Genomic DNA, 24,028 nt, shown 5'->3' with positions numbered 1-24,028 from the left:
TTTGCTACTGTGCTTGAATGTCGTTGACGAGCAACATCCGAAGATATTCAAGCCAGTAATTCATTTCAGAATGTTCATTTTTCGAACGATGCCATTCAATGAATAAAATGGTTTGACTTATCACATACCACTTCATTCTCTTTTTCAAGTTCTCAGTTAGTTCAACCCCATAATGATCAAGCCATTCTTCCCACTGAGATGGATTGATGTACCAATAAAGCAATAAACCTAAATCAATAGCAGGATCTGCAATCATCGCTCCGTCCCAATCGATTAAATATAGCTGCGTATTCTCTCCAAGCATCCAGTTATTGTGGTTCACATCACAGTGACATACCACATATTTATCTGTCTGAATGGACGGAAGCTCTGCTTGTAAATAGCTGATTCCCTGCTCTACAATACTCTCTTTTTGAAGTCGCTCGTCCACGTTCTCTAGAATATCGGCTAGCACGTCTTCGGGAAGAAGCGGTGTTTTCCCTAACCTTTTCAACATATCTAATAACTCGTTTGAATGATGAATTTTACTAAGCAATTCTGTCACTCGACTCGAATTCATATCTTTTGGTTTTAATTCTCGACCATCTAGCCAGTGCTGAGCTGTGATCACATCTCCATTTTCCATTCGTCTTGTCCACACGAGCTTCGGTACAATTCCTTCAGCTGACAATACTGCTAAAAAAGGTGATGAATTACGCTTTAAAAAAAGCTTTCGGTCTTGAAATTTTGCAAAATAAGCTTCTCCTGTCGCTCCGCCAGCAGGAGTAATTTCCCATTCGCTTCCTAATATATCTTCCAACCAATTCACCTTCAATTTCAACACACACATTTCGTTTAAAAATTTCACTCAATAAAGCAATCTATTAAGACATCATGACGTTATTTTCTTAGTAAATAAAAAAGACGGCTATTGAGGATATGTATCAATAGCCATCCTTTATAAATATTATCTCCATCACACTTTTTTCGTCAAGTGGTTGAAGACAATAATTACGTTTGAAATAAAATAAGAACGCTAAGCTTTGGAACATTTATAGCATTATCCTCTATAGTAGGATACCCATTTTTATATACTTTACAATGATCAAGTGCTATTTTCCATGGTCCTTCTGGCAAAACTACTTTTTCTTCCATTAGGCCTTGATTAAAAAACACAATAATATTCTTCCACGGACCGTAAGCCAATACGTTTGATAAGCAATAGCCAATAACGGATTGCGGCGTGTTTAGAAAAGAGACATGCTGCCTAATCGCTGAAGCATCCCCCAAGCGAAATGCATCGTGCTGTTTGCGAATACGAATCAGCTCTTGAACCCAATTCACATCAGAAGAAAATTCCCTTCTTCGATTCCAATCGAGTGCATTAATATCATCGGGTGAATTATAGCTGTTCTCTACGCCTTTTTTAGTGCGGTAAAACTCTTGACCACTATGAAGAAACGGTATGCCTTGTGAAAGAAGCACAATAGCAGTAGCAAGGCGATGACGACTTCTACGAGTGTCTTCGTCTTCTTCTCCGTTTGAATTCGTTAACTTATCCCACAGCGTATGATTATCATGTGATTCAACATAATTAATTGACTGTGCTGGATTTATAAATAAAGCGGGACTGTCTTCTTTATCCAGAATGCTACCCGCTATCACAGATTGCACTGCTTCTTTTTGATGAATATTCCCGCTGATAAAACCTTTTTCATACACATCGAACGTGCTTCCTTTTACAGAATCTCGAAAGCGGTCATTAAAATAGCCGATTTGAGGTGTTTGGCGGGCATTCGCCATCATTGCTTTTTGAGTGTGGGGAAGAGGCGTATTTAAATCCCAGCCTTCGCCAAACACCAAAATAGTAGAATCAATTTCATTTATTTTTTCCCGAATGATTTTCATCGTTTCTATATCTAAAATCCCCATGAGGTCAAAACGAAAACCATCAACATCGTACTCTTTTATCCAAAATAATACTGAATCGATAATAAACTTTTGCGCCATTTTCCGTTCAGAAGCAAAATCATTTCCTACTCCCGTCCCGTTCGAAGGCATCCCAAACTCATCATGTCGAAAATAATAGCCCGGAACAATTTTTTCAAAAGGTGATTCTTCTCGTACAAATACGTGATTATAAACTACATCTATAATAACACGGAATCCCTGTTGATGAAGCGTTGATATTAATTGCTTCACTTCAACAATACGAGTGGTGGGATTTGAAGGGTCAGCAGAGTAGCTTCCTTCCGGCACATTAAACAACAATGGATTATACCCCCAATTATAAGAAGCATGAGGGTTTAATTCATCTACTCCGCCAAAGTCGTTAATAGGAAGAAATTCAAGATGGGTCACTCCTAGCTCTTTTAAATAATGGAGGCCTGTTGGTTTGCCTGGCTGACCGCTTGATTCAGTAACAGCTAGGTACGTACCTTTTTTTTCTATCCCGCTTGAAGGATGAATAGAAAAGTCTCGAACATGCATTTCGTAAATAACGGCATCCGTTGGCTGAAGGAAAGGCGGCTTTTCATGGGGATGAACATAGGCTGTATGAAGATTTATCAGAACTCCGTATTCACTATTTGCTGTAGCTGCAACGGCATAAGGGTCCACCGCTTCATTTGTCCGACCGTTTACATCTATTAAAAATCGATAATAATACCCTTCTTTATCTAAGGGAAGTTCCTTTTCCCATACGCCTTTTCTTTGACGAGTCATAACGTACAGTTCTTCTTCTCCGCTATTTGCATGTATTAATTTTAAAACCACTGCTGATGCAGTCGGGGCCCAGACTTTTATCATAATATGATCTGAATAAAAGGCTGCACCCAAATCATTTTGATTATAATAAAATCTTTCATCAAACTCTTTTGTTCGTATAACAGCCCCTACCTGCAACGGAACTTTCTCCCCGTGATTATCACAGATAACGTACGAATGTCCAATTTCTATGCTCTCTTCAACCTTACCTTCATATTTGATAAAACCTTCTAATTCATGTACGTTTTCAATAGAGATGGTCTCATGCATTTGTGCACCTTTAATCACAAAAAAATCAATTTGACCTTCATGATAAGAAGTTGGAACTAAAACAGTAATACGATCTATTTGATCTAAATAAGCCTGAAACTTATTATCACCAGTCATCCTTTTCTCCTCCTTATGCCAATTACCTCTTTAGTAGCATTATATGTAGCAAACGCAAAAACGAAAGCACTTTCATAGCATGAATGTTCGGATTATTCACCTGCTTCGAATTCCCGGTCAAAATAAATACTCTGGCTGTGTTCGAGCAGTACCTGAGCTGCTTTCATCTGTTTAAACTTTAAAGGCGCTTTAGATTTCCTAAGTTCATAAAACCATTCTTCATACTTTCTAGCATCTACAAATTCAACCTGATAAGGCTCCGCAGCGTAGTCAATGTATCCATTTCTGCTTAGTAATATTTTCTTTACGCTATGTTCAATGCCGTGAGTACGATAGATACTTCGGACAATTTGCTCCATTCGATTTAACCCAATTAACGGATTTAATATCTTTTTTTGATCTCTTCCTCTTAACTCTGTCCAAAAATTTTCTTTTGAATACTGAAAAACAGCGCTTTTATATGTTTCTATTAAACAAATACAGAGGGTTTCCGTCGGAGTAACAATAATGATATCCCCTTCTACCGGAGCTTTATTCATCAGGAAAACAGGCTTGTACATCACGAGATACGTATCAGGAAAGCGCTGAATAAAATAACGGAGAGCTTCATCATGGTAATATTTACGATCTGCTTGCGAGAACTCAAATAAAGTGGATGTAGCCCATTTCATTTGAAGATCAAATACATTTTCTAAAAACAATATTTTCAAATCTTCCGCTGTTTGTGGAAGAGTTGTAAACCTCAATAGCTCTTGATTTTCCACGCTATCGCTAGAGAACGCTTCTTCCACTTCAAGCGTTTCTTTTTTCCTTGTAAACCGCTCTTTTGCTTTTTGCAAAAATGAACGTTGAGCTTTTGTTTCTTCTTTTACAGGAGGGCCATGTAATAGCCCTTGTTCAAACAATTGCTTTGCTTTCTTCCAATTATGTTTTTTTAAATGATTAAACTGAGACGTGTAGTGATAAACGTCTTTTTCATAACGGGAAATATAATCTTGCACCTTAAGTAGCTGCGCCACGTTTACATCAATCCCCTAATTAAAATTCCTCTAACACTTGGTTCACCGATTGTTTCTCTATTATCATCGGCGTTTTCTTTCCTTTAATAAGAGTGATCTTTAAATAACCTCTCTCCATGCTTGTATGTTCATATGCTACTGTGACTGCAATGAAAAAGATAGTATTTTTTTATATTTAGGTTTGCTAGCAGGATGAACTTCAAAAAGGGCAAATGAACTTACTTGAAACTGTTCTTCAACCGACGTTTGCTTTAACTGCTCTTCCGAAAGCCCGGCTGCCCCTCCCCACTTCTTTGCAATCGTAATATGAGGACAATAAGGACGTTTTTCGTATAAGCCGCTTAGGTCTCCCCATACAGCTTGTATATCCCTTTGTAGATTCACAAGCTTATCATTTGGCTTAAGGCTTACATAAAGCACTCTAGGCTTGTTATACGCACCGAACACATCGTACTGACCGGTCTGCAGTGAAAAACTTGAATGACGGGAGGCTACTTCTTTTAAGCGGTTAATCAGCTTTTCCTTTTTGTTATCTACAAATCCTAAGAATTGTAGTGTTATATGATAATCGTCAGGGTATGTCCATTGTTTAAAAGGAAAAGGTGTTAATTCTTTTGCCCAATTTTCTGCCTGATATGCAATGGAGACTGGCACGTTGATTCCAATAAAATAGTGTTGATCACTTTTCATCAAATCCCTCCTTTTCTTTTCATTATCTTTCCCCAATTTGTCATGTTCAAAAAGAGCTAGATTTATTTTAAAGGTTTTCTGGATCAAATAGAGAGGTTTTTCTGAAAATTTGTCATGTGCTTAAAAAATAAGAAATTGTGTTATCATAGAAATAATACAGAGAATTTTTATAAGAAAAGGATGAGAAAAATGAAAGTTGTTAACAATATGGCTGATTTGATTGGCGAGACACCTCTTGTTAAATTGAATCGTCTTCAACCAGCAGATGGAGCATCCGTTTACTTAAAACTAGAATTTTTTAATCCGAGCCGTAGTGTAAAAGACCGTGCTGCTTTTAATATGATCGTGGAAGCTGAAAAAGCAGGCTTGCTCAATGAAAATTCCACCATTATTGAACCAACGAGCGGAAATACAGGTATTGGCTTAGCTATGAATGCAGCAGCAAGAGGGTATCGTTCTATTTTAGTCATGCCCGATACGATGACTCAAGAACGAATTAACTTGTTAAAAGCATATGGTGCTGAAGTTGTTCTAACACCTGGCGATGAAAAAATGCCTGGCGCAATCCGCAAGGCAGAAGAGCTTACAAAAGAAATTCCAAATGCATTTATGCCCATGCAGTTTGAAAATAATGCAAATCCTGACGCACATCGAAAAACGACTGCTAAGGAAATTATTGAGGCAATGAACGATTTAGGAAAAGACCTATCTGCTTTTGTTGCTACTGCTGGAACAGGCGGAACGATCACGGGCACAGGTGAAGTCCTAAGAGAAAACTACCCAAATATGACCGTTCATGTTGTGGAACCAGCTGGGTCTCCTGTATTATCTGGAGGAAGACCTGGAAAGCACAAGCTTGTAGGAACAAGCCCTGGATTTATTCCTGATACGCTTAACATAGAGGTTTACGACGAAATTTTAAAAATTAAAGATGAACAAGCCTACGATATTACGCGACGCCTGGCTTCTGAAGAAGGAATTTTAGTCGGTCCTTCATCTGGCGCTGCCTGCTATGCTGCTATCGAGGTAGCCAAAAAATTATCTCCTGATCAAGTGGTCGTATGTATTGCTTGCGATACAGGTGAACGTTATTTATCAAGCGACCTCTTCTCATTTGAATAATAAAGAGGCTGGAACAAAAGGATTTTAGCCCAAATGCAAAACGAACCATTGATCAACATGTTTGATTCATGGTTCGTTTTTTTGTGATGGTGAATGTAGGTTCATCGGTTTCGTTACTTCTAGCAGTTGATTGGAGGGCAAGGCGAAGACTCCTGCGGGAAAAGCGGAACAGGTGAGACCCCGCAGGAGCCCAGGCGACGAGGAGACTCAGCGGCCGCCCGCGGAAAGCGAAGCCTTGCATGGAAATCAACTGCGGTGTCACAAACAGTCCAGCTCATGTATCCTAGTTATTCACCTTTAAATTGGATTCGTTTCGTTATGTCTCAACCTCTTTTTATTTAGCCAATTCGTAAATAGCCTGTGCATAAATAGCTGTTGCACGAAGCAAATCTTCAATTACCATGTACTCGTCTTTTTCGTGCGCTACTTCTTCACGGCCTGGGAAAAGAGGTCCAAATGCCACACCCGCTTCTAATGCTCTGGCATATGTTCCTCCTCCAATTGAAATAAGCGTAGGTTCTTCATTTGTTTGTTCTTGGTAAACCTTTTGAAGCGTTTGAATAAGCTCATGTTTTTGATCGACGTGATGTGGTTTAGAATCTGTAAAATGTTTGATAGTCATTTGATAAGATTCACTTTTTTCTTTAATCGTATCAATAATATCGTCAATATGAGCTGATACAGGATAGCGAATATTTAAGCCAAAGTGCCCCGCTTCTTCTTGATTATAAGACATGATTCCCACATTTATCGTTAAATCACCCGTGACCTCATCTTTGCGATTTAAGCCCATTTTTTCTCCTAGTGCATCTTGGATTAAATACGCATTTGCATAACCTACAAACTGATTAGCTTGTTCATCAAGTTCTAATGTGTGTAAAAAGCGAAGAAGTGTAAGCCCAGCATTTTTCCCTTTATCAGGCACGCTTCCATGTGCTGAAACTCCTTCTAGAGTAAGTGTATACGCACCGCTCTTTTCGGTTATTGAACCTTTTAAAGACTGATCTTTTAAAAATTGATCATATTTATTTTTAATATCCGTTTCACTATGGAATTCAAGAACAGCTGTTGCAAGATCAGGAACCATATTGTAGCGTCGCCCAGAGACAAATGATGTAAGCTGGACGCTTCCCTTTGTTCCTTCAATGGGCTGCTGGCGAATTTCTACATCTGTAATGCCTTTTTCAGCATAAATGATAGGAAAATCCGCATCCGGCGCAAATCCCATCGTTGGCATCTCTTCATGATTGAAGTAGTGGTCCACACATCTCCAGTCACTTTCTTCATCCGTTCCAATAATCATTCGAACCCGCTTAGATAGAGGAAGCCCTAAATCTTTCACAATTTTCATCGCATAATAAGCAGCCATCGTCGGGCCCTTATCGTCGATTGCTCCTCTAGCAAAAATTTTCCCGTCTTTTATTTCACCGCCGTATGGATCAACCGACCACCCGTCTCCTTCAGGAACGACGTCTACGTGACACAAAATGCCAAGAAGGTCTTTTCCTTCTCCCGCTTCAATATGACCTGCATATCCGTCTACGTTCTTGACGGAAAACCCGTCATTTTTTCCTTTGTTTAAAAGAAAGTGAAGCGCTTGAGCAACTCCAGGTCCAAATGGCTCTTCTTTTTTTTCTGTGTCTGTCAAAACACTTTTAATTTGCAAAAAACGCTGCGTCTCAGCTAGAATTTCAGCTTCTCTTTTTTGCACTTCCTCTTTCCAATTAATTGCTGTCATCTGTGTGCCTCCTTTGCCTGCTTTTACAGATTGTATCTATCATTACTATTGGTAAATTTAACTTTATCATACCTTTATATAGAAAGAAATAATTGTCTCTTTCCTTTCATATCAAAGGTTTACAGAGTCAAAATTCCGGGAAATAATTTGTAGGCACAATCGATAAAAACGGATTCTATTTGTTTATTGTTTACATATACTATAAAAAATGTGCAAATAGAGGAAGGAGATGTTACGAAAGGATTACATATTTATATCATTTTTTGTAAATATTGTGTTAATTTGCGTTTTCTCTTTTATTTTTCTGTCGATTTTGTGTACAATAAGGATAAGGACTGAAATAGTGCTTGACATCTCAGAGTTATAAAGAAGTTGTGCCTTACGAAAAACGAATAAGGAAGTGGTTTTTTGAAACCTTCAACTAATCGAATGCTAACTCGTATCAAATCGGTCTATATGTTCATTTGTAAAAATGGAACAGTTACAACGCAAGAGCTCGTAGACGAATTTGGTATTACACCAAGAACCATTCAGCGTGACTTGAATGTGTTAGCATATAATGATTTAGTTCGCAGCCCAAGTCGCGGTACATGGACGACTACGCAAAAGAAGGTCAAGATGTCATCCTAGTAAGTTTATTTCAAGGGTAGTAAGTGATTTATATATAGAGATAAAATTCTACGCAGTAGAAAGTCAAGACTTGGACGAGTGCATAGTCCCCCGCTCCATTTGCACGTCAAGCAGAGTTGGTACTCGTTTAAGTGCTTTAACGTGAAATGTTTCACTTGTCTAACAAAGTGGACAAAAAAAGGAACCATTTTAGACTTAGGTTCCTTTTTCTTTCGCCTCTTCTTAGGCATTTGATTTTTGTAATAAAGCTAGTTCTTCTTCCGTTAACTCCCTGTACTCTCCTAAATCTAACGACTCGTCTAATAGCAAAGCTCCCATAGATAAACGTTTTAAATACGTTACTTTTTTTCCTCTTGCTTCAAACATACGCTTCACTTGATGAAATTTCCCTTCAACGATCGTTAATTCAATTTCTGATTCCACACCGCTTGTTAGTACCTTTAACTCTGCTGATTTTGTTACGTATCCATCATCAAGAGTGACACCCTGTCTAAATGCTTCAGCATCTTCTTCAGTCACCGGCGCATTAATTTTTGCAAAATACGTTTTAGGAACGTGCTTTTTAGGAGATAGCAGCTGATGTGCAAGCTGACCATCATTTGTCAGCAGCAAGAGCCCTTCTGTATCTTTGTCTAAACGCCCTACCGGAAATGGGTCATACACAGCATCGTCAATTTCCAATAAGTCCAAAACTGTTTCATGAAGAGAATCTTCCGTCGCTGATATGACACCTTGCGGCTTATGCAGCATAAAGTAAACAAATTCTCGGTAAGAAACGGCTTCGCCATGCACAGTTATTTCTTGTTCATCTGGATTAACATGTACCTTAGCATCTTTAACCGCTGTACCGTCTACCTTAACAGCTCCAGTCTTTAAAAGACCTTTAACTTCTTTTCGGCTTCCGTACCCAATGGTAGAAAGCAATTTATCCAAACGCATGTAATATCCTCCTTTTTTTGAAAAGAAGATGACTCTAACGAGTCATCTTCTTATGCACTGCGCTGTTTATTTCGGCGCAGTATCTTTCGTTCAATTGCACCTGTTACCCTCGCTCCCATTACTTTTTCAAGCAGGCTTGAACGATAGGTAATAATAAAGTAAATAAGGCCGCCTACTGCTGCTCCTATAATCGTAATAACCGTGGCAGAGAATCGTCCTGGGGTTGTAAACAGACCAATTACTACTGAAACAATTTTTACGCTGATTCCCATAATCGCAACAAAAATGAGAATGAGCACAGAGCGTTTTATAAACTCACTGTAGTTATATTTTGCGTGTTTTTGAATAAGCGCAAACATATAAACAAGAGATACGATATAGCCTAGTGCTGTCGCTAAAACTGAACCGATCTCGTGGAACATAAGAATAAATGGCACGTTCACGACAATTTTCACAATCAATCCAAATAATAGACTTAAAACAGCATATTTTTGTTTGTTGATCCCTTGTAAAATAGCTCCATTAACCGTGAAAAACGAGAACAATAAAGCTACGGGTGCATAATAAAGCAAGACATTTCCACCCGCATCCGATGCATCTGTTCCAAAGAAAAACGTATATGCTGGACCAGCTAAAGCCATTAACCCTACAGATGCTGGCAGCACAAGAAACATAATCGTTTGATATGTTTGATCAATTTGCTTTTGCAATACATTATAATCTTTATTCACAAATGAACGTGTAATCGTTGGTACAAGAGTCAAACCGAATGCAGTAGCTAATGAAACAGGAATCATCACAAGCTTTGGAACATAAGACTGAACAATTCCGTTCATGGACTCCGCTATTTCTTTTTGTCCAGCCGCTACCATCGCACGGTTAAATGTGAATTGATCCACATACTGATAAAGCGGAATAGCTAAGCTGACAAATACATAGGGCAATGAATACGTAAGCAGCTCTTTAAAAATGGATACGGTAGAAATACGCGTAGGCGTTACCGTCTGCTCGTTCACCATTTTATCGAGATGAGGCTTTCGTTTTTTCCAGTACCAAATTAATACGGCAAGTCCAGCAAGAGCTCCTACAAAAGCACCCATTGTAGCAAATCCAACGGCTAGCGCAAGACTCCCATGTACGACTTTGATGACGATATAAGTGGATGCTAATAAAAAGACAACCCGCACAAGTTGTTCAACTACTTGTGAAACAGCTGTGGGTCCCATAGACTGGTGACCTTGGAAAAATCCTCGCATTAAACTCATCATCGGTACTACAATTAACGCAACACTAACCATTCGCATAACCATTACTACATCTTCTAAGGAGTTATTTAAATCAGAACCTCCAAGTGTAATTCTAGACATAACAGGCGCTAACGAATATAAAAGTAAAAATGCAAGTATTCCTGTGACAAGCATTAATTTCATGCCGGCCCGATACATTCTTCTACTCGTATAATAATCACCGAGTGCATTATATTTTGATACAAATTTCGATACGGCCATTGGCATACCGGCTGTAGCAATACTTAAATAAATAGCATATTGGTTATATCCATAACCAAACAGTGCTCCCCCTACGGTTCCAACAAGGATCGCAAATGGAAATAAATAAATCATTCCCAGAATTCGGGATACATAAGTGCCAAGCGTTAGCACAAAGGTCCCTCTTAACAATTTTGAATCAGACATACGTTTGCCTCCGATACTTAATGTTACATACTGATAATAATGATAGAATTGAAAAGAAGCAAGTGAGAGTATACACTAAGAAAGGTCTTATACTCACTCACACTCGTCAACAAGCTAAAAAACAAAGACTATAGCCCATTTTATCCAATGTTGAGAGATTTGTCAGTGAACAAACTAAAATTTTTTAAGAATAGACAGGTTGGTGAAAGTATGATATATGATGTAGTCGTAATCGGAGGAGGACCTTCTGGTTTGATGGCATCGATTGCAGCTGGTGAGTCAGGTGCAAACGTATTATTAATTGATAAAGGCAATAAACTTGGACGAAAGCTTGCCATTTCTGGAGGGGGCCGCTGTAATGTAACAAACCGCCTTCCGATTGATGAACTTATTAAACACATTCCAGGAAACGGACGCTTTTTATACAGTGCGTTTTCTGTTTTTAATAACGAAGATATCATCTCCTATTTTGAAGGCCTTGGAATTAAATTAAAAGAAGAAGATCACGGGCGTATGTTTCCGGTTAGCAATAAAGCACAATCTGTTGTTGATGCATTAATTAGTGAACTTCACCGTCTTCGTGTAACAATTCGCACAAACACAGCCGTTAAACGCGTAAACTATGAAAACAACACCGTGAAAGAAGTTGTGCTTCAAAACGGAGAAGCAATCCAAACGAAAAGCGTTGTGATTGCAGTAGGCGGAAAATCAGTGCCTCATACGGGTTCGACAGGAGACGGTTATCAATGGGCAAAAGATGCAGGTCATAAAATTACTGAACTTTACCCAACAGAAGTTCCTATTACATCTAGCGAACACTTTATTAAAACAAAAACGCTTCAAGGTCTATCGCTTCGCAACGTAGGACTAAGCGTACTTAATAAAAAAGGCAAACCTGTCATCACTCATCAGATGGATATGATTTTCACTCACTTTGGCATCTCTGGCCCTGCCGCTCTTCGCTGCAGCCAATATGTTGTTAAAGAGTTAAAGAAACAAAAAAGCAACACTGTTCAAATGTCTCTTGATTTATTTCCTAGCCAAAACGAAGAAGAGATTTTTCAACAATTAGTCAAAACAACAAAAGAAGAGCCGAAAAAAGTGATTAAAAATGTTTTAAAAGGTTTTGTATCTGAACGCTATCTATTATTTTTACTCGAGCAAGCAGACATTGATAGCCAAGCGCTAGCGGGACAGCTTCAGCATGAAAAACTGAGAGAATTCTCGAGAATGTGCAAACGATTTGAATTTGCTGTAAACGGCACACTTTCTTTAGAGAAAGCATTCGTCACAGGAGGCGGAGTATCCGTTAAAGAAATTCACCCAAAAGAAATGTCTTCTAAATTTATGCAAGGCCTTTACTTCTGCGGGGAAATTCTTGATATCCACGGATATACTGGAGGATACAATATTACTTCTGCCCTTGTAACAGGCCGTTTGGCTGGCAGTAATGCAGGAGAATTTGCAACAAGCCTAGCATAATATGCTAGGCTTTATACATAACCATGGCTGAAAAACAGTACACCTGCTCATCACGATCAACATCCACTGTGACTTGGTACTTAATATCCACGACGTCTTCATCTTCTAATTTGCGTAAAAATCGGTTCACCGCAAACTCTAAATCTTTTTCATGCTCTTTATCAAACATTTTCACCTGTATCATAGCTTCTACCACCTTGTCCTATCAAATTTGTTTCAATCAGAATGGACTGCTTCTCTCAATGATGGCTTTCGTACTGATTTTCAACTTCTTCCTACCTCTATTTTTATGAAGACTTTTATAGATTTAGTCATCATTTGTTTTGCTACTATCATTTTAGTCGAATGGTAGAAGTTTCATTCCAAAAGAAAAAAGCGCCTGTCAAAGGCGCTTTTTCTTATTTATTAACCGTTTTTCCTTCCCACTCTAACATACCGCCAACCATATTTGTTACTTTATAACCTTGTTCTTGAAGGTAGTAACATACGTTTTCACTGCGGCGTCCAGAACGGCAAATGAAAATATATTCTTTTTCTTTATCGAAATAATCCACATTAGTTGGAATATCATTCATACGAATGTGTTTAGCAGTTGGAATCATTCCTTCTGCTACTTCCTCATCTTCGCGAACATCAACTAAATGAAGCTCTTCTCCATTTTCAACGCGTTTTTGAAGCTCTTCAGGCGTAATCACTTTTACTTCTTCCATCTTCGTCATTCCTCTCTATTCTTTCATTCAGCTTGCTATCGCTATTGTAGCAAATTCAAATACTTTTATGCCACTAAATAAGAAAAGCTTAAGCAGCAGCCTACCTAAGCTTTTCCAATCGTAGTTAAAGGTTTAACTAAGGGCCTGATGTCAACCCCGAAAGGGGGACATCAGACGCTTAGGTCTAGAACAGCCCCCCTGACTGCTCTTTAGTCAGGGGGGCTGTTCTACATCAATACTTAATTAGCTACGATGTTTACTAATTTACCAGGCACAGCAATCACTTTGCGTACTGTCTTACCTTCAATGAACTCTTGAACATCTTCATTAGCCATTGCAATATCTTGAAGCTCTTCACGAGATGCCTCAGCAGGTACGTTTAATTTTGCACGTACTTTACCGTTAATTTGAACGACAATTTCCACTTCATCATCTACAAGTTTCGCTTCATCAAACGCAGGCCAAGCTTCATATGAAATCGTATCTTCGTGGCCTAGTTTGCTCCATAATTCCTCAGTTGTATGAGGACAAATTGGTGCTAATAGCTTCACAAATCCTTCTACGTATTGCTTTGGCAGCACATCAACTTTGTATGCGTCGTTGATGAATACCATAAGTTGAGAGATACCTGTATTAAAACGAAGACCTTCGTAATCTTCCGTTACTTTTTTCACCGTTTGGTGATATACGCGTTCAAGTGTAGTATCATTGCTTTCTTGAACCTTGCTGCTTAATTCACCATTATCCTCGATAAGTAAACGCCATACACGATCTAAGAAACGGCGTGCACCATCAAGCCCTTTTGTTGACCAAGCAATGGATGCATCTAACGGTCCCATAAACATTTCGTAAAGGCGAAGCGTATCTGCACCGTGGCTTTCTACGATTTCGTCTGGGTTTACAACGTTACCTTTTGACTTACTCATTTTTTCATTGTTTTCTCCAAGAATCATACCTTGGTTAAACAGTTTTTGGAACGGCTCTTTTGTTGGAACTACGCCGATATCATATAAAAATTTATGCCAGAAACGAGCATACAATAGATGAAGAACAGCGTGTTCAGCTCCACCGATATAAATATCAACCGGCAACCATTCTTTTAATTTGTCTGCATCTGCTAATGCTTTGCTGTTCGTTGGATCAATGTAGCGTAAGTAATACCAGCAGCTGCCTGCCCATTGAGGCATTGTATTTGTTTCGCGGCGCCCTTTTTTGCCCGTTTCCGGATCTACAACGTTCACCCAGTCATCAATGTTTGCTAATGGAGATTCACCTGTACCTGACGGCTTGATTTCAGTTGTTTTTGGTAAAACAAGCGGAAGCTGATCTTCAGGAACTGCAGTTGTTGTGCCATCTTCCCAGTGAATAACAGGAATCGGTTCACCCCAGTAGCGCTGACGGCTGAATAACCAGTCACGCAGACGGTATGTTACTTGTTTTTCACCTTTTTCATTTGCTTGAAGCCACTGAATCATATTTGAAATTGCTTCTTCTTTGTCTAGACCATTTAAGAAGTCTGAATTAACGTGCTCGCCGTCGCCTGTATAAGCTTCTTTTGAAACGTCTCCACCCGCTACTACTTCTTTAATCGGCAGTTCAAATTTAACAGCAAACTCATAATCACGCTCATCATGAGCAGGAACAGCCATAATTGCACCTGTACCATAGCTCATTAGAACATAGTCAGCAATCCAAATTGGCATTCTCTCACCGTTTACAGGGTTAATTGCATAAGCACCTGTGAATACGCCCGTTTTGTCTTTAGCTAAGTCTGTACGCTCTAAATCGCTTTTGCTTTTAATTTGATCTAAATACGCTTCTACCGCTTCTTTTTGTTCGGCTGTCGTAATTTTATCCACAAACGGATGTTCAGGTGCTAAAACGGCATACGTTGCCCCAAACAGCGTATCAGGACGCGTTGTGAACACAGTAAATGTTTCGTCATATCCATCAATTGTGAAGTGAACGTGAGCTCCTTCAGAGCGGCCAATCCAGTTTCGCTGCATTTCTTTAATACTTTCTGGCCAATCAAGATCATCTAAATCTTCTAGTAAACGATCTGCATAAGCTGTGATTTTAAGCATCCACTGCTTCATTGGACGACGCTCAACCGGATGCCCACCGCGCTCACTTTTGCCATCTATAACTTCTTCGTTTGCAAGTACTGTTCCCAACGCAGGACACCAGTTAACAGCTACTTCATCCACATAAGCTAAGCCTTTTTTATATAACTGTAAGAAAATCCACTGCGTCCATTTGTAGTAGTTAGGATCAGTTGTATTAATTTCACGCTCCCAATCGTAAGAGAAACCTAACGATTTGATTTGACGACGGAAATTATTAATGTTAAGTTCAGTGAACTCAGCCGGATCGTTTCCTGTATCTAATGCATACTGCTCAGCAGGTAGTCCGAATGCATCCCATCCCATTGGATGAAGTACATTGTATCCTTGCATACGCTTCATACGAGATAAAATGTCCGTTGCTGTATAACCTTCTGGATGCCCAACGTGTAAACCCGCCCCAGATGGATAAGGGAACATATCTAATGCGTAAAACTTACGCTTTCCTTCATCTTCTGTTGTTCTAAATGTTTTATTTTCTTCCCAAACTTTTTGCCATTTTTGTTCGATCTTTTCATGATTAAAAGCCATACATAATCCTCCTTGTACGCTCCAGCTGTATTTAATTAAACTAAAAAACCCCTCATCCCTCAAACAAAGGGACGAGAGGTTGAATAAACTTCCCGCGGTACCACCCAAATTAGCACAATTATGTACTCACTCATTTTCCTTAACGCGGATAGACGGTAAATGTTACTTTACTTCACATTTACAACTCCAAGGTGAGTTCATGAACGCCCGTTTGCTGACTCGCACCACCCGTCAGCTCTCTTAGCTCGCTTCGTTCACTACTATTCCTTATCATAGTTTTTACATCATACTACCTTGTATTGTAAATAATATGTTCGCAAACTGCAAGTTGTTCAACGGATTTTGTAAAAGTTTCTACACTGCCTCACTGCTTTGTTGCTAAATCCCCTCTTTCATTCTTATATATGAACAACTTCTCCCAAAAACATACATACAACGCCAAACAAAGAGATTTAGACATAATTAAGTTAATCCTATCTAAAGCTGAATAAATAGGATATCTGGACTCCTTGCTACAAAACTGTTCATTTCCGTGCAAGGCTTCATCTTGCGCTCCAATCAACAGCTTAAAGCAACTAAACACATAAAAGCCGAGTTCACCATAATAATGAAAAGATCCGAACGATTTATCGTTCGGATCTTCCTTCAGCTAAAATACTTTTGTCCCCGCCTCTACTTTCTTTAACAGCTATTATTAAATACCAAATCCAAAAGAAAACAGGATAATCGCAAGTACGAGACCAACAAGCGGAACAATTACCGTCATCGCTGCAACTGATCCATACGCATCTTTATGAGTTTCTCCACAAATAGAATTAATTGTGGTGACGACATAACCATTATGAGGCAAGGAATCTAATACGCCAGAAGATATAGCTACTACACGATGGAGAGCTTCTGGATTTACACCAGCATCTAGATAGTGAGGGGCTAAAATTGGCAAAGCAATCGCCTGACCTCCTGAAGCCGAACCTGTCATCCCCGCGATAACACTCACCGCAATAGCTCCCCCTATCAACGGACTGCCTGGAATATGCGTCATGGCATCTACAGCCACTCCAAACGCGGGAACAGCCTTAGCAACCCCTCCAAAACCTACGACAGCAGCTGTATTCCCAATTGCAATTAACGCTCCAAGCGTCCCTTCTGATGCTGCATTCCAAAATCCTTTAAAGTGTTTTCGGTTCACAATGTATGTGACAATGATACCGCTTAAAAGTGCGACAATCAACGCAGATTGCTGAAGCGGCTTATGAAGTGCAAAAGAAATAATGAGCACGACCACAAGCGGAAGCAAACTTAATAACGGATTAGGAAGAGACTGATTTTCCGTTACTGCTGGATCTTTCTCGCGTGATATAAAACGCTCTCCATTTTTAACTGCTTTTGAAATTAAGCGCTTTAACCACCAGTAGCCGAATACAGCCATCACTACCGCTACAACTAAACTAACTTCCCATCCTGCATACGGACTAGTCTTTAAATATTCAATTGGAATCCAGTTTTGGATTTCAGGCGATCCAGCCGAGGTCATCGTAAACGTAACGGAACCGAATGCTAAAGCAGCAGGGATAAACCGCCTCGGCAAATCAGCTTGTTTGAATAAGCTTAAAGCCATTGGATAGACAGAGAATGCTACTACAAACAGACTGACTCCTCCATATGTTAAGACCGCACAGGCAAGTACAATCGCCAACACTGCTCTTTTCATTCCTAGTTTACTGACAATCCAGCGAGAAACACTATCAGCGGCCCCGCTGTCTTCCATCACTTTTCCAAAAACGGCGCCCAATAGAAACATTAAATACCAAGAAGCAATAAATCCTGTGAAACCAGACATATAATTCCCAACAAAATTTGCTTCTCCTTCTTTCACCAGCTGTGGAAATAAAGGCATTCCGCTTGTTAACGCAACAACTAAAGCACTAAGCGGACCTGCTATAAATAAATTCATGCCTCTCATCGTTAATACAATGAGCAGCAATAATCCTCCAATTAATCCAATCATACTAAGCATATTCTAGCCCCCCAAGAAGTCATATAATTAGAAAACGCTTACATTTTTACAGGTATATACTCCTTTCTTTGCTTGTCACGACCCTTACTATATTATTAAAGGAATACTGAAGACATTCCTACGTTTATTGAACAGTCAAAAATAAAACCACCTCTATTTATTTAGAGATGGTTAGTGAACGCTGACGTTTTTCTTTTAATTTATAATCGTATATCCATGTTGTACACATGCTAAATAACAATAGTGCAATTAATAAATAGCACAGGGTAGACATATTAAACGCATCGAAAATAACGCCTCCAAAGAGAGGGCCAATCATTTTACCTGCAGTAGCCATACTGTTGACTACGCCTTGATAAAACCCTTCTTTTCCTGATGGAGCTAACTGACTTGCGACAGCTGGAATTGCTGGCCAAACAAACATTTCTCCAACTGTTAACACAATCATTGCTGTTAAGAACTGCGAAAATGTTGTGGCATTCACCACGATGATGAAAGAAGCCACAAAAATAACCGTTCCAATTAGAACCTGTACTTTTAATGTCTTTGCTACTTTTTGAATGATAGGCACAATCAAAGGCTGACCGACTACAATTAAAATGCCGTTAATTGTCCAAAGCAAACTGTAGCTAGAAAGAGGTATATTCAACTCACGCGTATGCGTAGCAATCGTTGTTTGCCACTGAACATACGCGACCCAGCATAATACGTATCCTGTACATAAAATAAGAAGGGCCGTCAGTTTCGTTTTGTGCTGAATACTACCGGCTTCATTAAGGACATTCGTTTGCCCAACTGTAACCGAAATATGACGGTATGAAAAAATAGCAATAAGAAGAAAAATAACGTATAAAATTGTATTAGCTAAGAAAATATACGTAAATGAATAGGATGCTACAACGCCCCCTACCGCTGCGCCAATAGCCACTCCTGCATTTTGAGCAACGTACATCGCATTAAATGCTTTTCTTCCGCCTTGTGGCCAGACTGAGCCGGCCATTGCATACATAGATGGAAACACAATACCAGATCCAAATCCTACAATAACCAAGAGAACAACGTATGTAGGCCAACCATGGAAAAACACCAGTCCCACTAATGCAACAAGGGTAATAATAATTCCTGATAAAATGGATTTATATCCTCCAATTTTGTCAAAAAGCGTTCCCCCTAGTAAATTACCCACTACGCTTGCAGCAGAGTTCAGCATAAGAACCACTCCTGCAACGGATAACGACTTTCCTAAATGTTCATTTATATAAATTGTATTGAGAGGCCATAAAAACGAAGCTCCCGTTACGTTTACAAGCATACCAATAATCAAAAACCAAAGTGACTTGGGCATTGATCTCCCCCCTATCTATTCGAATGCCAACGTACATTCTAGTCTTTTCTTAAAGGGTTCGCAATGCTTTTACATATAGACAATTTATTTGAAATTCGCTGACTATTTAAAAAGGTGATTTCACATGACAATATCATGCAAAATCACCTTTTTACCGCTTATTTTTGCTTCGAACGAACCGGCTGGGCACGCTTGCTGTTCCGTGCTTTTAATTCTTTTACAGGATCAAAATCTTTTCCTAGCTCAATATCATTGCTGTTGATCCCGTTTTTTGTTTTTTGTTCCGGGTTATTTTGATTTGAACGAGTTGCCATAAAATCCTCTCCTTAATGCTGAGTTGTAATCAATTTATTTTGCAGCTGCTGAACTTGCAGGCGCATGCGATATAGCTGCTCTCTTTGCTGTGCATTTGCACTGTGAGAAAACTCTTCAATTTCTTTATAAGCATTTTCTAATTTTTCCTGTGCTTTTGTATATTCAGTATCATTGTAATGTTCTTGTTTCATGCCTTCCTGTAACTGACCTTGTCCAAAGCGAATAGCATCTTCACACTGCTGCATAAGTTGATCCACTGCTTGACGAGTTGTCATTGTCTATTCCTCCTATTCGTTCATTTCTGTCTTATTTTGCGCAACTTTACTCTCCTTTACGACAAGAAGAACCTGTTAAATATAAGCATCCTTAAATTTGTTTGGCACTTTTTCACGTTTTTGATACAATTTGTTGATGTATATTGCATGTAAAAAGGAGGTTGCTGATTTGAATCAGACAAACCCATTTCCGTATAAATCTGAAAACAAACGTTATCATACCTGGAATTACCACTTACGTAACCACTTTGGCCATAAGGTATTTAAAGTAGCCTTAGATGGAGGATTTGATTGTCCAAACAGAGACGGCACGGTAGCTCACGGCGGCTGTACGTTTTGCAGCGCTGCCGGTTCAGGAGATTTCGCTGGAAACAGAGCGGATGATCTTGTGACACAATTTAACGAAATCCGTGAAAAAATGCATCATAAATGGAAAGACGGAAAATACGTTGCTTACTTTCAAGCATTCACTAACACTCACGCTCCTGTTGAGGAGCTTCGTGAAAAATATGAAGCGGTCTTAAAGCTTCCCGGAGTTGTTGGGCTTTCTATCGCCACGCGCCCTGACTGTCTCCCCGACGATGTGGTGGAGTACTTGGCTGAATTAAATGAACGAACTTATCTATGGGTAGAACTTGGACTGCAAACTGTTCATGAACGAACTTCACTGCTTATCAACCGGGCACACGATCACCAATGCTATGTAGATGGTGTAGCAAAGCTTCGAAAACACGGTATTCGCGTTTGTTCTCACATCATTAATGGTTTGCCTTTAGAAACACCTGAGATGATGATGGAAACGGTACGGGAAGTAGCAAAATTAGACGTTCAAGGAATTAAGATTCATCTGCTTCATTTACTAAAAGGAACTCCTATGGTCAAACAGTATGAAAAGGGCCTTGTTGAATTTCTTTCATTTGAAGAATATGTAAAGCTTGTATGCGATCAGCTCGAAGTAATCCCTTCTGAGATGATTGTTCATCGTATTACCGGTGATGGACCGATAGACCTCATGATCGGACCGATGTGGAGCGTAAATAAGTGGAGCGTATTAAATGCCATTGATCAAGAGCTCGAACGTCGCCAAAGCTATCAAGGAAAATATTACGAAAAAGAGTTGATGGAAAGATGAAAATAGAACGTATCCTGCCTTTTGCCCGCACGTTGCTCACTAATGCTGTGGCCGAAGGAGATGTCGCGATTGATGCTACAGCAGGAAATGGACATGATACATTGTTCTTAGCCAACTTAGTCGGAGATACAGGTCATGTATATGGATTTGACATTCAGCCCCAAGCCATTCAAGCAACTCAGCAGCGATTGACAGAACATCATGTAGAAAAACGAGTCACGCTTATCCAAGAAAGCCATAGCAATATAAGCATGCTTCCCCACTCTATTAATGGACGAGTGACGGGCGCTGTCTTTAATTTAGGTTATTTACCAGGTGGAGATAAAGACATCGTCACCACTTCTGAAACAACAATTTCTGCAATTGAGCAGTTACTTGATTTGCTAGCACCTGAAGGAGTGATTGTGCTCGTTATTTATCACGGACACGAACAAGGGAAACAAGAAAGAGACGATTTACTAACGTACGTCCAAAATCTGGATCAAAAAGACGTCCATGTTTTACAATATCGCTTCATGAATCAGCAAAACAATCCTCCGTTCATCATTGCTATTGAAAAAAGATAAGCCGCATATGGCTTATCTTTTTAACATTCGGTACAAGCGTCCGTTGATATAGAAAAAGTAGCTGAGTGCTCCCCCCGCTTTGATTAATCGACGTGCATTCACATGAACATGTTTTTGTGCCCTCACTTTTTGATCGGACAAATAAACGCCCAGGAGTCCCTTATAGATAAAGCAGTGAAAGTGATAATCCGGCAGTTTTTTAGCATATTCGTCCGCTTTTACAACAAAATGTAAAAAGCGGTCCATCATTTGCTGATAGTGAGGATAATAAAAACAAAAGTTCAAATCTCCTCCTGCTTTATCTTCTTCTTGGTCAATTAAATAATCGAGTAAAATATGTAAACCTTGAATATAAGGAAAATATCCCGCTTTTATTTTCTCCGTCATTTCTTTGGTCATCTCTTCTTGAAAACTGTAAGCGGCCAAACAAAAAATGCCTAATGTTGAACCAGAGCACGCTGAAAATTCATACCACTCCATTTCAGGAACACTGTGCCGGTGAGCATCAAACCAATTCTCTAATCGTGGAACTCTTTCCTTGATTTCAACATGCTTATGTATTTGCAAATCACAATAATAAGTAGCTAGTTCTAATAAATGTGAAGAGACGATATGGTAATTACAGGCTTTTCGCAAGGACTGCTGACAAGTCTGGACAAGTTCCGCTAAATATCCTCCATCGTCTTTATCCGTTCGAAAACGATAGTAATCCCCAAGAGGTGCATGAGGAGTCAACGCATCTGGCATCGATTCATGTAAGGCTGCAAAATCTTTAGGATCGAGCGAATTGCTGCGGTCACATAAGTTATCTAAGTAATCGCTGATTGTTTGGTAGGCAACGATAAATTTTACGCATTCAATCATGTTTTCTTTCGCTAAAATCGATAGGATGCCGCCTCCTTCACAATGAAAAGTTTTTGTATCGATACTTGCCAATGCTTGAGTGCGTAATTCTTTATTAGGAATCTCTTTTGCCCGTTCCCGCCAATGGTTAAGCTCATGATGAACGACGGGAAACACTTCTCGATAAATTTTTCTCATTAATGAAATAGGACGAGACGGAATCTTCATTTATTTTCACCTCAATTTCTGACAGCACTCATTAAATGTGAAGATCAACAAAGCTTTTCGCGTATGTAAAAACGTATTCTCTTTCAGGCTCATTAAAGATTTCGTGATACAGCTGAGACCATTCTTTGTAGATTTTTTCACTTAGCTCTATTTCATCAAACCACTGTCTAACAATCAGCTTTTCAATAATTTTATCTTCTCCTGCCTGCATCACAAGAAGCGGAACATCCGGCAAACGATCGATATCTTTAAAAGCTAAGTTAACAGCTTGAATCAATTCTCGGTACCATCTTACAGAAACTTTTGTAACGTACAGTGAGTCGTTTTCATCTTCATCTCGAACTTCTTGGTTTCTTGTTGCTTTTTCAACAGTAAGACCCAAATCAAAAAGTTTGTTCGGCATGACTTTATTTAATCCTTTAGATAACATATCTAAGTAAGCTGGTACTTGCTCTTTTAATCCTAGACAAGGTGAGGAAAGAATCGCACCCCATATAGGAAGATTTTTTGTCTGCAGCGTACGAATAACCGCCAGTCCTCCCATACTATGTCCTAACAGGAAAATAGGCAAATCATATTTTTGCGCTTCACGTACCCATTCTTCCACTTCATATACATATTCATCAAAGGATAGGATATGTCCTCTTCTTCTCGTTGTTAAGCCTTGGCCAGGAAGGTCTCCCATGATTACGTGCATTCCAACCGAACGCCACATCTCAATCAGCCAGCGATAGCGCCCGTGATGCTCCGCTGCTCCATGGACCATGACAATAACGCCTTTTGGATTTACTGCTTCCCATTTATGCATTTGAGTTACTCCTTCTTCCTTTTTTTGTTTACCTGCTTTAAAAACCTTTGTACACTTACATTAGAAGATTTACTACTTTTTTTCAACTAATAAAGGGAGATGATTTGATGATTTATCCGTATAAAGAAAAAATGCCTAATATTGCACCCAGCTGCTTCCTCGCAGACTATGTCACGATTACTGGAGATGTCACCATTGGTGAAGAAAGCAGCATTTGGTTTAACACCGTTATTAGAGGAGATGTTTCGCCTACTATTATCGGGAAACGAGTAAATATACAAGATCAATCAACACTCCATCAAAGCCCAAATGCTCCTTTGCTTATTGAGGATGATGTGACAGTAGGACATCAAGTTATTTTACACAGCTCCATCATCCGCAAACGCGCGCTCATTGGCATGGGCTCTATTATTTTAGACGGTGCGGAAATTGGTGAAGGTGCTTTTATCGGTGCAGGAAGTTTAGTGCCTCCCGGTAAAAAAATACCACCTAATACTCTCGCACTCGGTCGACCTGCTAAAGTAATCCGCACTCTGACTGAGGAGGATTTAAAAGATATGCAGCGCATTCGTACAGAATATGTAGAAAAAGGGCAGTATTATAAGTCTATTAAGAAATCTGATTCTTCATTATAAAGGAAACGTTCCCTCAGAAAGTCATACTGAGGGAATTTTTTTAGTATCTCCACA

General features: G+C 39.4%; 23 protein-coding genes and 1 other annotated feature. Of the genes, 7 read left to right on the top strand and 16 right to left on the bottom strand.

All coding sequences use genetic code 11. From position 1 onward, the window contains the following. Positions 1-4: 4 nt before the first annotated feature. The 4 genes from ACWATA_RS00375 to thpR form a co-directional block, all read right to left on the bottom strand. A complete protein-coding gene (locus ACWATA_RS00375; protein WP_049166259.1) occupies positions 5-799 on the bottom strand; it encodes a phosphotransferase family protein in 795 nt (264 codons plus the stop codon). A 191-nt stretch (positions 800-990) separates the two neighbouring features. Continuing rightward, positions 991-3,132 carry a type I pullulanase gene (gene pulA, locus ACWATA_RS00370; RefSeq protein ID WP_367030750.1) on the bottom strand — a complete coding sequence of 714 codons (2,142 nt, stop codon included), beginning with the start codon at positions 3,130-3,132 and terminating at the stop codon, positions 991-993. A gap of 92 nt (positions 3,133-3,224) precedes the next feature. Next, positions 3,225-4,151 carry a hypothetical protein gene (locus ACWATA_RS00365; RefSeq protein ID WP_416420409.1) on the bottom strand — a complete coding sequence of 309 codons (927 nt, stop codon included), beginning with the start codon at positions 4,149-4,151 and terminating at the stop codon, positions 3,225-3,227. A 135-nt stretch (positions 4,152-4,286) separates the two neighbouring features. Next, a complete protein-coding gene (gene thpR, locus ACWATA_RS00360; protein WP_430078790.1) occupies positions 4,287-4,841 on the bottom strand; it encodes an RNA 2',3'-cyclic phosphodiesterase in 555 nt (184 codons plus the stop codon). Positions 4,842-5,030: 189 nt separating this feature from the next. Here thpR and cysK point away from each other — a divergent pair, with 189 nt between their 5' ends. After that, positions 5,031-5,963 carry a cysteine synthase A gene (cysK, locus tag ACWATA_RS00355; protein ID WP_168761351.1) on the top strand — a complete coding sequence of 311 codons (933 nt, stop codon included), beginning with the start codon at positions 5,031-5,033 and terminating at the stop codon, positions 5,961-5,963. A 126-nt stretch (positions 5,964-6,089) separates the two neighbouring features. Continuing rightward, positions 6,090-6,305: a hypothetical protein gene (locus tag ACWATA_RS00350; RefSeq protein ID WP_165635093.1), complete on the top strand. Its 216-nt coding sequence runs from the start codon at positions 6,090-6,092 to the stop codon at positions 6,303-6,305. Here the strand turns inward: ACWATA_RS00350 and pepV are convergent. Continuing rightward, entirely contained in the window at positions 6,298-7,701 is a 1,404-nt protein-coding gene (pepV, locus tag ACWATA_RS00345; RefSeq protein WP_473049529.1) for a dipeptidase PepV, read from the bottom strand. The two genes, ACWATA_RS00350 and pepV, sit on opposite strands and share 8 nt — an antisense overlap. 408 nt (positions 7,702-8,109) lie before the next feature. Between pepV and ACWATA_RS00340 the strand changes: the two genes are divergently transcribed. Beyond that, a complete protein-coding gene (locus ACWATA_RS00340; protein WP_013059517.1) occupies positions 8,110-8,331 on the top strand; it encodes a DeoR family transcriptional regulator in 222 nt (73 codons plus the stop codon). A 222-nt stretch (positions 8,332-8,553) separates the two neighbouring features. Here ACWATA_RS00340 and ACWATA_RS00335 read toward each other — a convergent pair whose 3' ends face one another. Both ACWATA_RS00335 and ACWATA_RS00330 read right to left on the bottom strand, forming a co-directional pair. Then, positions 8,554-9,270 (bottom strand): pseudouridine synthase, encoded by a 717-nt coding sequence (locus ACWATA_RS00335; protein WP_028411835.1) that lies wholly within the window; start codon positions 9,268-9,270, stop codon positions 8,554-8,556. Positions 9,271-9,320: 50 nt separating this feature from the next. Then, the gene (locus tag ACWATA_RS00330) at positions 9,321-10,964 is read right to left on the bottom strand and encodes a putative polysaccharide biosynthesis protein (protein ID WP_028411836.1); all 1,644 of its coding nucleotides are present in this window, start codon (positions 10,962-10,964) and stop codon (positions 9,321-9,323) included. A gap of 210 nt (positions 10,965-11,174) precedes the next feature. Between ACWATA_RS00330 and ACWATA_RS00325 the strand changes: the two genes are divergently transcribed. After that, a complete protein-coding gene (locus tag ACWATA_RS00325) occupies positions 11,175-12,446 on the top strand; it encodes a BaiN/RdsA family NAD(P)/FAD-dependent oxidoreductase (RefSeq protein ID WP_033579591.1) in 1,272 nt (423 codons plus the stop codon). 4 nt (positions 12,447-12,450) lie between these two features. Here ACWATA_RS00325 and ACWATA_RS00320 read toward each other — a convergent pair whose 3' ends face one another. The 7 genes from ACWATA_RS00320 to ACWATA_RS00290 all read right to left on the bottom strand — a co-directional run bounded on the left by ACWATA_RS00320 (position 12,451) and on the right by ACWATA_RS00290 (position 19,762). Further along, positions 12,451-12,630 (bottom strand): sporulation protein Cse60, encoded by a 180-nt coding sequence (locus ACWATA_RS00320; protein ID WP_013059521.1) that lies wholly within the window; start codon positions 12,628-12,630, stop codon positions 12,451-12,453. Between the two features lie 214 nt (positions 12,631-12,844). Then, positions 12,845-13,156, bottom strand: a complete 312-nt coding sequence (locus ACWATA_RS00315; RefSeq protein ID WP_028411838.1) for a rhodanese-like domain-containing protein — start codon at positions 13,154-13,156, stop codon at positions 12,845-12,847. Between the two features lie 239 nt (positions 13,157-13,395). Continuing rightward, complete coding sequence (gene leuS / locus ACWATA_RS00310; protein WP_460113376.1) at positions 13,396-15,810, bottom strand: leucine--tRNA ligase; 2,415 nt, start codon at positions 15,808-15,810, stop codon at positions 13,396-13,398. Positions 15,811-15,874: 64 nt separating this feature from the next. Further along, positions 15,875-16,093: a binding site (T-box leader), on the bottom strand. A 411-nt stretch (positions 16,094-16,504) separates the two neighbouring features. Then, positions 16,505-17,827 (bottom strand): GntP family permease, encoded by a 1,323-nt coding sequence (locus ACWATA_RS00305; RefSeq protein ID WP_028411840.1) that lies wholly within the window; start codon positions 17,825-17,827, stop codon positions 16,505-16,507. A gap of 157 nt (positions 17,828-17,984) precedes the next feature. Next, on the bottom strand, positions 17,985-19,172 hold the full coding sequence (locus ACWATA_RS00300) for an MDR family MFS transporter (protein ID WP_028411841.1): 1,188 nt from the start codon (positions 19,170-19,172) through the stop codon (positions 17,985-17,987). A gap of 158 nt (positions 19,173-19,330) precedes the next feature. Beyond that, a complete protein-coding gene (locus ACWATA_RS00295) occupies positions 19,331-19,486 on the bottom strand; it encodes a hypothetical protein (protein ID WP_013059527.1) in 156 nt (51 codons plus the stop codon). Between the two features lie 12 nt (positions 19,487-19,498). Beyond that, entirely contained in the window at positions 19,499-19,762 is a 264-nt protein-coding gene (locus ACWATA_RS00290; protein WP_013059528.1) for a YtzC family protein, read from the bottom strand. Positions 19,763-19,931: 169 nt separating this feature from the next. On the opposite strand from ACWATA_RS00290, the gene mnmL reads away from it, so the two are divergent. Both mnmL and mnmM read left to right on the top strand, forming a co-directional pair. Further along, complete coding sequence (gene mnmL / locus ACWATA_RS00285) at positions 19,932-20,894, top strand: tRNA modification radical SAM protein MnmL/YtqA (RefSeq protein ID WP_033579589.1); 963 nt, start codon at positions 19,932-19,934, stop codon at positions 20,892-20,894. Next, positions 20,891-21,460, top strand: coding sequence for a tRNA 5-(aminomethyl)-2-thiouridylate-methyltransferase MnmM (gene mnmM / locus ACWATA_RS00280; RefSeq protein WP_033579588.1), 570 nt, complete (start codon positions 20,891-20,893; stop codon positions 21,458-21,460). Before mnmL ends, mnmM begins: the two co-directional genes overlap by 4 nt. Before the next feature lie 12 nt (positions 21,461-21,472). On the opposite strand, the gene ACWATA_RS00275 is transcribed toward mnmM, so the two are convergent. Then, on the bottom strand, positions 21,473-22,531 hold the full coding sequence (locus tag ACWATA_RS00275) for a tetraprenyl-beta-curcumene synthase family protein (RefSeq protein WP_028411844.1): 1,059 nt from the start codon (positions 22,529-22,531) through the stop codon (positions 21,473-21,475). 31 nt (positions 22,532-22,562) lie between these two features. Beyond that, the gene (locus ACWATA_RS00270) at positions 22,563-23,339 is read right to left on the bottom strand and encodes an alpha/beta fold hydrolase (RefSeq protein WP_013059532.1); all 777 of its coding nucleotides are present in this window, start codon (positions 23,337-23,339) and stop codon (positions 22,563-22,565) included. A 107-nt stretch (positions 23,340-23,446) separates the two neighbouring features. On the opposite strand from ACWATA_RS00270, the gene ACWATA_RS00265 reads away from it, so the two are divergent. Then, positions 23,447-23,974 (top strand): gamma carbonic anhydrase, encoded by a 528-nt coding sequence (locus tag ACWATA_RS00265; RefSeq protein ID WP_028411845.1) that lies wholly within the window; start codon positions 23,447-23,449, stop codon positions 23,972-23,974. The last annotated feature ends 54 nt before the right edge of the window (positions 23,975-24,028 follow it).

This window comes from Priestia sp. USM5, assembly GCF_058323215.1.
The sequence above is the reverse complement of the archived record's forward strand: the minus strand, read 5'-3'. Positions and strand labels throughout refer to the sequence as shown.